Annotated in this window: 12 protein-coding genes; 6 read left to right on the forward strand and 6 right to left on the reverse strand. The window is 54.8% G+C overall.

Annotated features, from left to right (window positions below):
- Positions 1–15 precede the first annotated feature (15 nt).
- Positions 16–1,680 (forward strand): BCCT family transporter, encoded by a 1,665-nt coding sequence (locus PXG97_RS09345; RefSeq protein WP_276497494.1) that lies wholly within the window; start codon positions 16–18, stop codon positions 1,678–1,680.
- Positions 1,677–2,555, forward strand: a complete 879-nt coding sequence (locus PXG97_RS09350; RefSeq protein ID WP_276497495.1) for a universal stress protein — start codon at positions 1,677–1,679, stop codon at positions 2,553–2,555. The genes PXG97_RS09345 and PXG97_RS09350 overlap by 4 nt, the downstream gene beginning before the upstream one ends.
- Positions 2,556–2,565: 10 nt before the next feature.
- On the opposite strand, the gene PXG97_RS09355 is transcribed toward PXG97_RS09350, so the two are convergent.
- Entirely contained in the window at positions 2,566–3,177 is a 612-nt protein-coding gene (locus PXG97_RS09355) for a MarC family protein (protein ID WP_276497496.1), read from the reverse strand.
- Positions 3,178–3,287: 110 nt separating this feature from the next.
- A complete protein-coding gene (locus tag PXG97_RS09360; protein ID WP_276497497.1) occupies positions 3,288–3,968 on the reverse strand; it encodes a M50 family metallopeptidase in 681 nt (226 codons plus the stop codon).
- A 198-nt stretch (positions 3,969–4,166) separates the two neighbouring features.
- On the opposite strand from PXG97_RS09360, the gene PXG97_RS09365 reads away from it, so the two are divergent.
- A complete protein-coding gene (locus PXG97_RS09365; RefSeq protein WP_276497498.1) occupies positions 4,167–5,081 on the forward strand; it encodes a YihY/virulence factor BrkB family protein in 915 nt (304 codons plus the stop codon).
- Between the two features lie 62 nt (positions 5,082–5,143).
- On the opposite strand, the gene PXG97_RS09370 is transcribed toward PXG97_RS09365, so the two are convergent.
- Complete coding sequence (locus tag PXG97_RS09370; protein ID WP_276497499.1) at positions 5,144–5,419, reverse strand: hypothetical protein; 276 nt, start codon at positions 5,417–5,419, stop codon at positions 5,144–5,146.
- A 187-nt stretch (positions 5,420–5,606) separates the two neighbouring features.
- Positions 5,607–7,373: a chloride channel protein gene (locus tag PXG97_RS09375; protein ID WP_276497500.1), complete on the reverse strand. Its 1,767-nt coding sequence runs from the start codon at positions 7,371–7,373 to the stop codon at positions 5,607–5,609.
- A 455-nt stretch (positions 7,374–7,828) separates the two neighbouring features.
- Here PXG97_RS09375 and PXG97_RS09380 point away from each other — a divergent pair, with 455 nt between their 5' ends.
- Complete coding sequence (locus PXG97_RS09380; RefSeq protein ID WP_276497501.1) at positions 7,829–8,323, forward strand: DUF4168 domain-containing protein; 495 nt, start codon at positions 7,829–7,831, stop codon at positions 8,321–8,323.
- Between the two features lie 81 nt (positions 8,324–8,404).
- Here the strand turns inward: PXG97_RS09380 and PXG97_RS09385 are convergent, their stop codons facing one another.
- Positions 8,405–8,938 carry a YceI family protein gene (locus PXG97_RS09385; protein WP_276497502.1) on the reverse strand — a complete coding sequence of 178 codons (534 nt, stop codon included), beginning with the start codon at positions 8,936–8,938 and terminating at the stop codon, positions 8,405–8,407.
- A 279-nt stretch (positions 8,939–9,217) separates the two neighbouring features.
- Between PXG97_RS09385 and PXG97_RS09390 the strand changes: the two genes are divergently transcribed.
- Both PXG97_RS09390 and PXG97_RS09395 read left to right on the forward strand, forming a co-directional pair.
- Entirely contained in the window at positions 9,218–10,189 is a 972-nt protein-coding gene (locus PXG97_RS09390) for an aldo/keto reductase (RefSeq protein WP_276497503.1), read from the forward strand.
- Between the two features lie 118 nt (positions 10,190–10,307).
- Positions 10,308–10,760: a GNAT family N-acetyltransferase gene (locus PXG97_RS09395; RefSeq protein WP_276497504.1), complete on the forward strand. Its 453-nt coding sequence runs from the start codon at positions 10,308–10,310 to the stop codon at positions 10,758–10,760.
- 563 nt (positions 10,761–11,323) lie between these two features.
- On the opposite strand, the gene PXG97_RS09400 is transcribed toward PXG97_RS09395, so the two are convergent.
- Positions 11,324–12,574 carry a multidrug effflux MFS transporter gene (locus PXG97_RS09400; RefSeq protein WP_276497505.1) on the reverse strand — a complete coding sequence of 417 codons (1,251 nt, stop codon included), beginning with the start codon at positions 12,572–12,574 and terminating at the stop codon, positions 11,324–11,326.
- Positions 12,575–12,578 lie beyond the last annotated feature (4 nt).

Here is a 12,578-nt window from a genome sequence, read left to right on the forward strand (position 1 = left end):
TTTAATGCTATATGAATGAGTAAAGTTAAAAGCGATATAAAAAAATCTGCAGGGCTGGATGTCAACGGCCCCGTGTTTTGGTCATCTATTGTGTTTCTGGTGATCAGCATTGCCCTGGTGCTTATTTTCAGGGAGAGCGCGGAAACTTTCTTCAGCAACGCGCAGGCAGCCGTAACCTCCAACATGGGCTGGCTGTTTATACTTTGCGTGAACCTGTTTGTGGTTTTCTGCTTCTATGTAGCCTTCAGCCGGTTCGGAAAGATACGGCTGGGGGGCAAGGACGCGAAGCCGGAGTTCAGCACCTCGTCCTGGTTTGCCATGCTGTTTAGCGCCGGCATGGGGATAGGCTTGCTGTTCTGGAGTATCGCCGAGCCCATCAACCACTTCCAGACGCCCCCGCTCGGCGAGCCCGGCACACCCGCTGCCGCCCGCCAGGCCATGAACTACACGTTTCTGCACTGGGGCCTGCATGCCTGGGCTATCTATGCACTGGTGGCGCTGGCGCTGGCTTTCTTTACATACAACCGGCAGCTGCCGCTCACCGTACGCTCCGCGTTCTACCCTTTTCTGGGCGAGCGCATCCATGGCGTGGTGGGGCATGTGATCGATATCCTGGCTGTGATCGCAACGCTGTTCGGTCTGGCTACCTCGCTTGGCTTGGGTGTGCAGCAGGTAGCGGCCGGGCTCAACCACGTATTCCCTGCCATAGTAAATGACATCACCACGCAGATTATCCTCATTGTCGTTATCACGGGCATTGCCACCATTTCTGTGGTTACCGGGGTGGACAAGGGCGTGCGCATCCTGAGTGAGTGGAACATCCGGATCGCGCTGTTTATACTGGTGGCGGTGCTGGTGCTGGGGCCGACCGTGTTCATACTTGGCTCTTACGTGCAGAACACCGGCTCCTACATTGGCAACTTCATGCAGCTCTCGTTCTGGAACGAGGCCTACTCCACCCGAAACTGGCAAGGCGGCTGGACGGTTTTCTACTGGGCCTGGTGGATCTCCTGGGCGCCATTCGTAGGTATCTTCATCGCAAGGGTATCCAAAGGGAGAACCATCAAGGAGTTTGTACTTGGCGTGCTTATCGCCCCTTCGCTCCTCTCTTTCCTCTGGATGACCGCCTTCGGCAGCACCGCCCTGCGCGAAACCCTGGCGGGCGACACCACCATTGCAAACGCCGTGGCTGCGGACATGTCGACGGCCCTGTTCGTCTTCTTTGAGCAGCTGCCCTTTTCCACGGTGCTCTCCGTGATCGGTGTCCTGCTGGTGGCGGGCTTCTTTGTCACCTCCTCCGACTCCGGCTCGCTGGTGGTCGTGAGCCTGACCTCCGGCGGCAACCCGAACCCATCGGTGGGCATACGCGTGTTTTGGGCGCTGGCAGGCGGCGCGGTGGCTGCCGTGCTGCTGCTCGGCGGGGGCTTGCAGGCCCTGCAGACAGCCGTTATCATCACCGGGCTTCCTTTTGCCATTATACTTTTGCTGATGTGCTACAGCCTGTACCGGGGCCTGGACGAGGAAGCCGCAGAGGAAACCAAGCTGGGCAGGGCGCAGCAACGCAAGGCCTACCAGCAACTGGTGGCCGAAATGCTGGCCAAGCGCGCCCAAAAACAAGATGCCAGAGTAGCCGAAAGCAGAAGAGATAACCCTACACCACCAAACCCTGATGTATTATGATTAAGATTGACGCGATGATGGTCTGCCTGGACCTGAGCGATATAGACGAGAAACTAGTTGCCTTTTCCCGCTCCATTTGCCAGCACATGGATGTGCGCAAAGTATACTTCGTGCACAACATCAAGCTCTATGAGCTGGGAGACGATTTCCGGGAGATGATCGGGGACGTGGACCTGAGCAAGGAGGTGGAAGACAACATCGCCGACATTGTGGCCGAGCAGTTCGGCAACGCCGCGGAGCACGAGATCCTGGTAAGCGAGGAGCCCAATACCGAGGTTATACTTGCCGACATCGTAAAGCGCTTCGGCATTAAACTCACGTTGCTGGGCAAGAAGATGAGCGACAAAAGCACCGGTTCCCTGGGCACAAAACTGCTGCGCATACTCCCGTGCAGTGTGCTCGTGTTCCCCGAGACGGCCAGCTTTGAGATCCGAAAGGTACTGGTACCGATAGACTTCTCGGATACCTCTGTGCATGCGCTCCGGCTCAGCAAAAACCTGTCGGACCAGCTGGGGCTGCAACTGGAGATCATGCACGTGTACCGCCTGCCCACGCAGTTTTTCCCGCTGCTCTCGGAAGAAAAAGCGGTGCGCAAGGCCGAGGAAGTGGTAAAGCAAAAGTTTGCCGACCTGCAGAAGCGGCACCAGGAGATTGCCACAGTGCCCTACACCTTGGTGCGCGCGGCCAACAAAAGTATAGCAGAGCGCATCATCCTGCACCTGGAAAAAGGCCGCCACGACCTGCTTGTGCTCGGGCTAAAGGGCAACAACCCCTTGCCGTCGCTAAGCCTGGGCAGCGTGCCCACCGAGATGTATAACACCGACGTGGATGTGCCGCTGTGGCTGGTGTATTCGGAGGATGTGATCCGGCAGTAAACGCTTGGTGCTACTCCATTCCCGCCATCATAAGGTTTCGGATGCCGGACACGATCATGTCGATGCCGATCGCACCCAGGAAAAAGCCGTTGATGCGCAGCAGCAGCTCCATGTTCTTGTCAAAGGCGATCTGCACTTTTTTGGAGCGCATGCCGCGGCGCATCGTTTTCATCCCCATGATGATGGCGAAGTTGACGAGCATGATGATCACCAGCGAGAGCACCCCCTGCCACAGCACCAACTGCTCCGACATCAGCACGGTAAGCGATATAGTGCCGGCCCCCACCATAAAAGGCAAGGCGATCTCCGAGGCCAGGTCATGGAGATCGCCTTTTATCTGTATAAAGGCTTTCTTGCCCTGCACGATAAAGATGTAGGCGAAGGAAAACAACACCACGCCCCCAAAGATCCTGAAAGACTCAAAGTCGATACGGAACACTTTTTGGAACACCAGGTCGCCGAGCAGCAGGAACACCAGGTAAATACCGAAGGAGATGCTGCTGGCTTTGATAAAAACAGAACGGAAGTCATCATCCGACAGGTCGCTCATCACCGGTTTGAGGTAGAGAAAGAGCGCGAAGGGGTTAAGCATAACCAGAAAGCTAACAATGGCTGTAATCATAAAGTTGATAGGGTTTTGCGTGCCTTTAACTACGCAGCACAGGGTAGGGAGATGTATAAAGATGAAGGTTGGGGCCGCGCCTTTCTCGCTACCGGCTGGTTAACAAAAACTTAAAGTGGCACCCGCGGGTAGTTGCACACTTCAAATTCCTCGTCGTCCTTTGCCTGGAGCAGGCGGCTCGGCCTGTGGCTCTGCGCCAGCTCATGTGCCGAGGCAAGCGCCTCCTCCTCGTTCTCGGCAGTTTGCACAACCTTTTTATTGTGGTCCAACACCTGCCACTGCTCTTTTTCCTTGTCCCATGCAATTCGGTAGATGTTCTCCCTGACCTGGGGCCTGTCCCGGAGCAGGTCAAGTATAACTTTACCGTCGCTGTAGCTGCCGTCCGGGTAAGGCATGGGCAGCAGCGCAAAAAAGATATAGTACATCGAGAAGTAGGTAAACTGGTAGGTCAACAGGCCGGCCTCTACCGTCCCCTCCTCCACCAGATACATCACGACCAAGGCAGATATGGCGTTGAACAGTGTCCCCCCCAGAAAGATAAGGATGTTCGAAAGGCGCTTGTTGCGCTTCAGGTTATCGAAAGAACACAGGCCGTACCAGAAATAATACTTCCGAACCTCCAGCAGCCCGAGGCGAAAAAGCACATCCCCGCTGCCTACGGTTACTTTAATGTTCTTGCCCCCCATCAGCCAGGCAAAAAACACATGGCCCGCCTCGTGTAAAAAGGAAATAACCGGCAGCACCAGGAAGAAGGCCAGAAAGAATTTAGGAATATCGCTTATAGTAAACATAACCCTAACTGTTACGATTTCTGTGAGAATTGTTCCCCTCCGTAGCCCCGAGCGCGGGCAGGGGCGCAACTCCGGCCAAGGCATTCGAATTGGAGTAAAGGCGGCGCTCAAACCAGTTCTATACTTCTCCCTGGGTACAAAAGGCAGGAACCTCTCCCGCACTGGCACGTTCTATTAGCCTACCATACTACGAAACGATTGAAGACATTCCTGAAAACAAGCTGGGAGATATTGAAGGACTCCAAGAAGAACTTTCAGCGCGGCGAGCCTATTGTGTACAGCGCGGCCATCGCCTTTTTCACCATTTTCTCCTTGCCGTCCATACTGATCATCGTGTCTTTCCTGGGGTCGCTTTTCTTCTCCGAAGCTGACGTGCAGAAAAAGCTTGTGCAGCACATAGAGGCACTCATCAGCCAGGAGGCTGCCCACCAGGTAAGCGAGGTTCTCAGGAACCTGACAACTATTCCGGTAAGCTTCTGGGGCATCGTAGTCGGGCTGGCCGTGATCATCAAAAGCGCCACGATCATCTTTTTCATCATCCAGAAAGCGCTGAACGCCGTGTGGCAGGTACGGGTAAAGCACGATGTAAAGTACCTGACCTTGCTCAGGCACCGGATACCCACGCTGCTGGTGGTCGCCAGCCTGGGCTTCCTGTTCATCACCAGTATCCTGCTGGACACGGTGATCAGCATTTACAGCGGGCAACTGCAGGACCTGTTCGAGGAGTACCTGAGCCCGGCCATACGTGCCATCAACACGGCCTTTAATATCCTGATGATGCTGGTGTTTTTTACGGCTCTCCACAAGGTGCTTCCGGACGCCCGGGTAGGCTGGAAAAATGCTGTGTCCGGAGGCGTCATCACCTCTGTGCTTTTCCTGGTAGGCAAAGAAGTGATCAGTTTGATACTGGAGAACGTGAAGGTGACGGGCATTTATGCCACCGCCGGCTCGTTGGTGGTGCTGTTACTGTGGGTCTTCTACTCTGCCGTTATCCTGATGCTCGGCGCGGAGGTAACCAAAGCGTACGCAGACTACCACAACCAGACGATCACCCCCTCAGCGATTGCCGTTAAGTATGAGCGCGTAAACCGGCAGGAGCCGGACGAGGCCTGAAGCGCCCATAAACAAAAAGAGGAAGCAGCCTGCTTCCTCTTTTTGTTTATGGGTACAGATTCTTAGGATCTGTATTTGTCTTTGCCAAGTTGCTTTACAAGTTTGTTGTAAACCCCCAGCAGCAGGAAAGACGGGGCCCATTGGCCTACGAACAACGCTTCCTCGTCTTTTCTCATTACCTTAAGCGTGGCTGATACAGCCATAGAACCCAATGCGGCCCACAGGTACATGTCGGAAGGTATACGGGCGGTATACTCCTCAATTGCTGCGGCTACTGGTCCTTCTTCTTTCTGCGGGTTCATTGTGTCTGCTTTTCTTTTTAGATCGTTTGCATCCATAGTTTATATTCTCGTTTATAGTGGTTGATGTTATTCCACTACAAACGGAGTAAGCCGGACGATAGTTATACTTACAGGGTCCTAGCTATCGAAAAAAGCCGTGTATTGCCTACAGAAGGGTTTTTAAGTTCAAGATTTGTGAGTTCGTGAGTCCAAACAGAGGATCGCTACCCTCTCCGGCAACTCCTTAAAAGAACCTGTTTACCTTCGTCAGCTCCTTGCGGTACTGGGTCAGCAGGCGGCTTTTAGAGATGTACCCCTTGAACTTGCCTTTCCGCACCACGGGCAGCGTCCACAGCTTGTTGGCGTCAAACTTGTCCAGCACCACGGCCGCAGGCTCGTTTATCTCTACCACCGCCTCCGGTGGGTGCATCAGGTCGCGGGCAAGTATGGTATCGTAGTTGGAGGTATCGCCGAGGCGTTGGCGCAGGTCGTTCAGCGTAATGATGCCCTTCAGGTTGCCCTGCTCATCCAGCACCTGCTGCATATCCTTGTTCGACTTGGCAAAGCACTCCACCACATTCCGGAACGTTGCGTTCTCTCTCACGGCCGTCTCGTCCTCCTCCACCAGCTGCTTGATGTTGAGCTGGTTCAGCAGGATGCGGTCTACACGCAGGGCCTTGCTCTGGCCCGCCGGCTGCACCACGCTGCGGCGCAGGTTTTCCACGTAGTACTTCAGGAAGTAGGACACGGCGCACACCAGCATCAGGGGCACAAACAATTGGTAACTCTGGGTGATCTCAGCCACAAGGAAGATGGCGGTAACCGGCGCGTTCATGATGCAGGCAAACACACTGCCCATGCCCAGGAAGATGAAGGTGGCCGCATTCAGCTCGTAGAAAGGAAAAACCAGGGCCGCCAGCTTGTAGAACAGGAAGCCCAGCAACCCGCCTGTGATGATGGATGGCGCAAAGTAACCTCCCTCCCCGCCTGAGTTCACACAGATGCCCGTGCTGATGGGCTTCACCATGGTGATCAGGAAAAAGAAAAAGAGGTTGAACCACACCGTATTGGGTAGCGCGGCAAGCGGTGAGTTCACCAGCAGGGAGCGCTCCTCATTGTTGAGCAGGGCGTTTATACTTACGTACCCCTCGCCGTACATGGGCGGCAGCAGGAAAATGAGGCAGCCCAGCGCCAGCCCCCCCACCAGCGCCCGCAGGTAAGCGTTGTTTATGCGGCTTAAGGCCAGGGCGCAGTAGCTGTAGGTGCGGAGCAGGTAGTTCGACATCAGGTAGCCCAGCACCCCCAGCAACACCACCAGCGGGATCTGCTCGTAGGCAAAGTCGGTGAGCGGCACCTGAAAGCGCAGATGCTCTCCCATGATGAACTCGAACAGGATCTTACCCGCCGCCGCCGCCACCAGCAGCGGAATCAGCAACGTGGGGGTGAACTCTGGCAGGATGGTTTCGAGGGCAAAGATAAAGCCCCCCATGGGCGCGTTATACACCGCCGAGATGCCTGCCGCCACGCCACAGCCGATCAGCAGGGTGCGCAGCCGGTAGCCCAGCCCCAGAAAACGCCCCACGTTGGAGCCCACTGCCGCCCCGCTCGAAATAATGGCCGCCTCCACACCGGAGCTGCCGCCAAAGCCGATGGTCAGCCCCGTGGTGATGAACTTGGAGTAAACCAGCCGCAGCCGGATAATGGACGAATGGTTCTCGATGGCCTCAATCACCTGGCGTGTGCCGCCGAAGTAGGCCGTCTTGCTGAAAATGTTGCGGTTGATGAACGTAACGATCAGGAAGCCGATAAGCGGCAACAGAAAGTACAGCAGCCTGGGGGCAAAGTATACGGCGTACTGCTCAATGTAAAAGATAATCGTCTTGATAAGGATAGCCGACAGCCCAACAATAGAACCGACCACCACGCTCAACACAAAAGGCATGATGCGGTTATTGCTCTGCCTCCTGCGCCACTTCAAAAAAGCCAGCTGGTATCGGTTTAGTCTGCTCATGTACGTTGGGTCGTATGCCTTCTATACGTCTTTGGCACGATACGTCTGCCAAAGTATAAAATTTATACTATAAATGCCCTCATCCGGCTGTTAACGCCCTTACGCCCCAGGCCATCCTTCCCCGACAACGAAAGTTATGCAATTTGGCTGCATGCCAACTCCCCTTTCTCCCTGCAAAGAAACTATTTATTTGTACACCAGCAAGTTACCCAGGAAAACCACTCACCAAATAGGCGCACTGCCACGTGCCGCCCCAGAAAGGAAAGACTTATGCAACGGGCCATATATTTTGACTTTGCCATAAAAAAGCCTTAAATTGAGCTGAAGGGGATTTTGTTGCCACCCTTCCAGCAAGTGTGTGGCGCTCCTTTTTGCTCTCTTTCGGTGGGCAAGGAGGCGATCCCCGGCTTAAATAAATCTTTTCACCCAATCCAAAAATCCAGTATATGGTATTCATGAAGAAAGGGACATTTGCAGCCGCGCTGGTAGCAGCCAGTGTGTGCCTTGGCAGCGCGGCTTATGCCCAGGATGCAGCCGCTGCCCCAGACGGCGCTGCCCAGGAGCAGGCACAACAGCAGTACTCTGAAGAAGACCTTCAGAACTTTGTGGAGGCAAACTCTGCCGTTGTCGAAATTCAGAAAGCAGGCCGCGACACGATGGTGGCCGTGATCGAAGAAAACAGCCTGACGCTGGAGCGCTTTAACGAGCTGGCCAAGGCGCACCGCGCTAAGAAGCTAGACGAGGTGGCTGAGAACCCGGAGGAGATCAGTGCCTTTAGCAACGCCGCCCGCGAGGTGGTGAAAATCCAGCCTGAGACCAAAGAAAAAGTGGAGCAGGCGGTAGAGGAACAGGGGCTGACCATGGAGCAGTATGAAGCCATGATGAAGGCCTATAAGGAAGACCCGGAGGTGCAGAACCAGATAAGGAAAATAGTGGCGGAGAAAAAATAACCTCTCTGCTACTGCCTGTAAAGTATAAAAGCTCCGGCCGTTAAGGTTCGGAGCTTTTATACTTTATGCCGGGCGTTTTTCTTACTGCTTCACGAGCTGAATCTCGCAGTTTAGCTTTATCTCGTCGCTCACCACCACGCTTCCGGCCTCGGTCACGGCGTTCCAGCTCAGGCCATACTCCTTGCGGTTTATTTTGCCGGTGATGGTAAAGCCTGCCTTCGTCTGCCCGTAAGGGTCAACCACCACACCCCCGAACTCCACGTTCACAGTAACAGGCTTGGTCGTGCCCCGTATGGTCAGGTCGCCGTGCAGTTTATACTCATCCTCCCCTACTTTCTCAAAGTCTTTGCCGACATACTTCACCTGTTCGTGGTTTGCGGCGTCGAAGAAGTCGGCTGACTTCAGGTGCGTATCCCGCTGTTCGTTGTTGGTGCTGATCGAGTCAACATCAGCAGTGAACAGGATGTGTGAGGCTTTGGTGAAGTCCTCCTCCTCTGTCTCCACCTCAACGTTAAACTTGCCGAAATAACCTGTCACGGTGGTGATCATCAGGTGCTTTACCTTAAACTGTACTTCGCTGTGCGTTGGGTCGGATACCCATTTCGTCTTTGCCATAATTCTCCGTTTTAGTTGTTGTTTCTGATATAAGATACTAATTACCAAGGCTGAATACGGTTAACGTAACCGAACCTCTATCGTTCGTGCCCCCAGCCTACCGGCATAGGCAGCAACCAGAGACTTCTCAGGCAGTAATTACATGTATGTACATTTAATTCGTTAAAATGTTTGCCTTATCTTTAAAATAGTAGGGGTAAATGGCCACTGCATAGCCGTAACGCTATCCTTCTTCCACAGCTTTTTCGTACTTTAGACTTCTACCTAAAAAACATACTTATGCAATACAGACGATTTGGCCGCACAGGCTGGAACATCAGCGAAGTAGGCTACGGCATGTGGGGCATGGCAGGCTGGACAGAGTCGGACGACCGGCAATCGGAGCAGTCTTTGGACCTGGCCGTGGAGCGCGGCTGCAACTTCTTCGACACTGCCTGGGGCTACGGAAAAGGGCACAGCGAAGAGCTACTTGGCCAGTTGCTGAAGCGCCACTCTGATAAGCGCCTTTATGTGGCCACCAAGATCCCGCCCAAGAACTTCACCTGGCCCTCCCGGCCGGAGTTTAAACTGGAGGAGGTGTTTCCGGCAAGCCACATTATTGAGTATACCGAGAAAAGCCTGAAGAACCTGGGCGTGGAGACGATTGACCTGCAGCAGTTTCATGTGTGGGAAGACAGCTGGGCGGAGCATGAGGAGTGGCAGCGCGCCGTGGAGCAGCTAAAGGCCGACGGAAAGATTCAGCATATGGGCGTCAGTGTAAACCGCTGGGAGCCTGAGAATGTGTTGAACACGCTGCGCACCGGCCACATTAGCGCCGTGCAGGTAATCTACAATATCTTTGACCAGGCACCCGAGGATGAGCTGTTCCCGCTCTGCGAGAAGCTGGATATCGGCATTATTGCCCGCGTACCGTTTGACGAGGGCACCCTCACCGGCACCCTCACGAAAGACACGACCTTCCCGGAGGGAGATTGGCGCAACACGTATTTCGTGCCAGAGAACCTGAACAGCAGCGTAGACCATGCCGAAGCGCTCAGGCCGCTGGTACCACAGGGTATGACCATGGCGGAGATGGCGCTGCGCTTTATCCTGAGCAACCCACAGATCGGCACCACCATACCAGGCATGCGCAAGGCTAACCATGTGGAGGCGAACCTGGCCACCAGCGATGGCGATGGCTTGCCAAAGGAGCTGCTGCAGGAGCTCAAGAACCACCGCTGGGACCGCCAGCCAACATCTTGGTCGCAGTAGAAGACCGTGTAGAAGTTTAAACAGAGCCGCTGCCGGAACCGCAGCGGCTTTTTTGTGCCCACAGGTGCCGGATGTGTGCTATCTTTGCAATTTATCATTCAGATGTAGACGACCCCGCATGAGCCTTACCAAAATAAGTAAAGCCTTTCACGAGCTTACCCCGCAGGAAATGTACGAGATGCTGCGCCTCCGCAGCGAAGTGTTTGTGGTGGAGCAAACCTGCGTTTTCCTGGACATGGACAACAAAGACCAGAAGTGCCAGCACCTGCTCCTTTACAAGGATGGCGAACTGGTAGCCACTTCCCGCCTGGTGCCACCTGGCCTCTCCTATCCCGATGCCATGTCCATTGGCCGCATCGTGACAAGCATGCAGGTGCGTGGCACCGGCTTGGGCAGGGTTCTGGTGGATTACTCCATTGAGGAATGTTACCGCCTCTATGGCCACGGCCCAATTAAAATTGGTGCACAAGTATATGCCAAAGGCTTCTACGAGAGTTTCGGCTTCGTGCAGTCCGGCCCGGTGTACGATGAGGACGGAATTGACCATATTGAGATGACGAAGGAGAAGTAGCCACAGCACCGGGTCCAACCACCCCTGCCCCTCCTTGGCTTGTTCGAGGGCCCCTACCCCCAGGAGGGGAGCCTGTTACTGCTATTTCAGAAGTATGCATTCTATAGCTGCTGCCGTTGCGTAGATAGGTCGCGACCTGTTCCTACAAAGTATAAACCCACCCCTAGCCCCTCCCAAGAGGGGAATTGTCCGCAGGAGATTATCATCCCTCTGCTCCCTTCCAAGGGGGACTATACGGAAAGCAGTGGCTATCTAACCAGAACCCAGTCTTTGGGTTGAGCGCCTTCTAGATTTCCGGTGCCCGCAAGGGCATTGCGACAGCAAAGGAAATGTAGACAGCGCGATACCCAAGGACGAGCCCTCCCGGGCTGGAGGGAGCCAAAGCCAGCTATGAAACAAGTTGGTTGTAAGGCCATGGATGAACGGCAGCTAGCAAGGATAGCTTGGTTCAAGCTGAAGGAAGCCACGACCAAGACAAGACACAAGCAGACGCTTGCGCCAGCTTAGGCTAAGAAGTATAATAACAGCAGAGTAACCTTTGCCTTTGGCTACCACCATCCTCCTTATTGCTCCTGCCCGGTCGAAATCAGCACGGAGGTATCCTCTTCCACGGCACGGCGGTTGGCTCGGTAGCGGATTGTGCGTTGGCCCAGCAGCAGCAGTATCAGCCCTGTAACCGAGCAAGCCGCCATCACACTCACCATCGGCAATGCGGACCCTGAATGCAGCACGCTCACTGCCGCCGACATCAGGCCGCCCATGGCCATCCGAAAGCTGCCCAGCAACGCTGCCGCACTCCCCGTGTTTTTGCTGAAGGGCGCTAAAGAGAGCGCTGTGGCATTTGGGTTCAGCAGCCCCTGGCCGGTCAGGAAGACGAACAGCAACACAATCATAGTGATCATGCTGAACCAGCCATAGTACGTGCCCACCACCAGCAGAATACCCACAGCCGTCTGGTAAACCAGCGTAAAGTTAATCACCTGCTCGCTTTTGAACCTGTTCAGAATCACGTGGTTGAGCTGCGTGGACCCGATCATGGCAAAGGCCAGGAAAGCAAAGATCCAGCCGTACTGCTGCTCACTTACCTGGTAGATGTTCATGAACACATCCGCAGAGCCGGCAATGTAGGCAAAGGGGGCCGCCGTGGCAATGCCGCCGGCCAGTGTGTACAGCAGAAACTGCTCCTGCCGCAGCACCGTGATAAAGCTGTTCAGCACCGGTTTGGGCTTCAGGGAGATAGAGGGGTCAGCTGGCCGGCCCTCAGGCAGGAAAAAGTAAATGCCCAGCATGATCAGGGCGGTTATCACGGCAAGAATCACAAACACCGAGTGCCAGCCAAACGCAGAGGTAAGGTATCCGCCTACGGTTGGCGCCACCATGGGCGACACGGCAATAACCAGCGTCAGGAGCGAGAAAGCCTGCGCCGTCTTGTTCACGGGGAAGATGTCGCGCACCAGCGCCTGCGCCGCCACCATGCCCACACAGCCCCCTATGGCCTGCAAAAACCGCATCAGCACAAAAGAGTCGATAGATTCGGTGTAGGCACACCCCAGCGATGTGAGGATGTAGATGAACAGGCCGGCGTACAACGGCAGTTTGCGGCCGTAGCGGTCCAGCAAAGGTCCGTAAAGGAGCTGCCCTACCGAAATGCCCACCAGGTAAGCCGTCAACGACAACTGCACCTGTGCAATGGTCGTGTTCAGGTCTGCCGCAATGGCCGGGAAACCTGGCAGGTACATATCAATCGAGAAGGGACTGATAGTAGCCAGTGAGCCCAGTATAAGTATAATTACGAAGTATTGTTTACGCGTCATGGAT

The organism is Pontibacter litorisediminis (genome assembly GCF_029360645.1).
GTDB lineage: Bacteria > Bacteroidota > Bacteroidia > Cytophagales > Hymenobacteraceae > Pontibacter > Pontibacter litorisediminis.

What these genes read in the sequence shown, in the direction of transcription:
- PXG97_RS09345 (WP_276497494.1), top strand. Translation starts at nt 16, where the DNA reads ATGAGTAAAGTTAAAAGCGATATAAAAAAATCTGCAGGGCTGGATGTC.
- PXG97_RS09350 (WP_276497495.1), top strand. Translation starts at nt 1,677, where the DNA reads ATGATTAAGATTGACGCGATGATGGTCTGCCTGGACCTGAGCGATATA.
- PXG97_RS09355 (WP_276497496.1), bottom strand. Translation starts at nt 3,177, where the DNA reads ATGATTACAGCCATTGTTAGCTTTCTGGTTATGCTTAACCCCTTCGCG.
- PXG97_RS09360 (WP_276497497.1), bottom strand. Translation starts at nt 3,968, where the DNA reads ATGTTTACTATAAGCGATATTCCTAAATTCTTTCTGGCCTTCTTCCTG.
- PXG97_RS09370 (WP_276497499.1), bottom strand. Translation starts at nt 5,419, where the DNA reads ATGGATGCAAACGATCTAAAAAGAAAAGCAGACACAATGAACCCGCAG.
- PXG97_RS09375 (WP_276497500.1), bottom strand. Translation starts at nt 7,373, where the DNA reads ATGAGCAGACTAAACCGATACCAGCTGGCTTTTTTGAAGTGGCGCAGG.
- PXG97_RS09380 (WP_276497501.1), top strand. Translation starts at nt 7,829, where the DNA reads ATGAAGAAAGGGACATTTGCAGCCGCGCTGGTAGCAGCCAGTGTGTGC.
- PXG97_RS09385 (WP_276497502.1), bottom strand. Translation starts at nt 8,938, where the DNA reads ATGGCAAAGACGAAATGGGTATCCGACCCAACGCACAGCGAAGTACAG.
- PXG97_RS09390 (WP_276497503.1), top strand. Translation starts at nt 9,218, where the DNA reads ATGCAATACAGACGATTTGGCCGCACAGGCTGGAACATCAGCGAAGTA.
- PXG97_RS09395 (WP_276497504.1), top strand. Translation starts at nt 10,308, where the DNA reads ATGAGCCTTACCAAAATAAGTAAAGCCTTTCACGAGCTTACCCCGCAG.
- PXG97_RS09400 (WP_276497505.1), bottom strand. Translation starts at nt 12,574, where the DNA reads ATGACGCGTAAACAATACTTCGTAATTATACTTATACTGGGCTCACTG.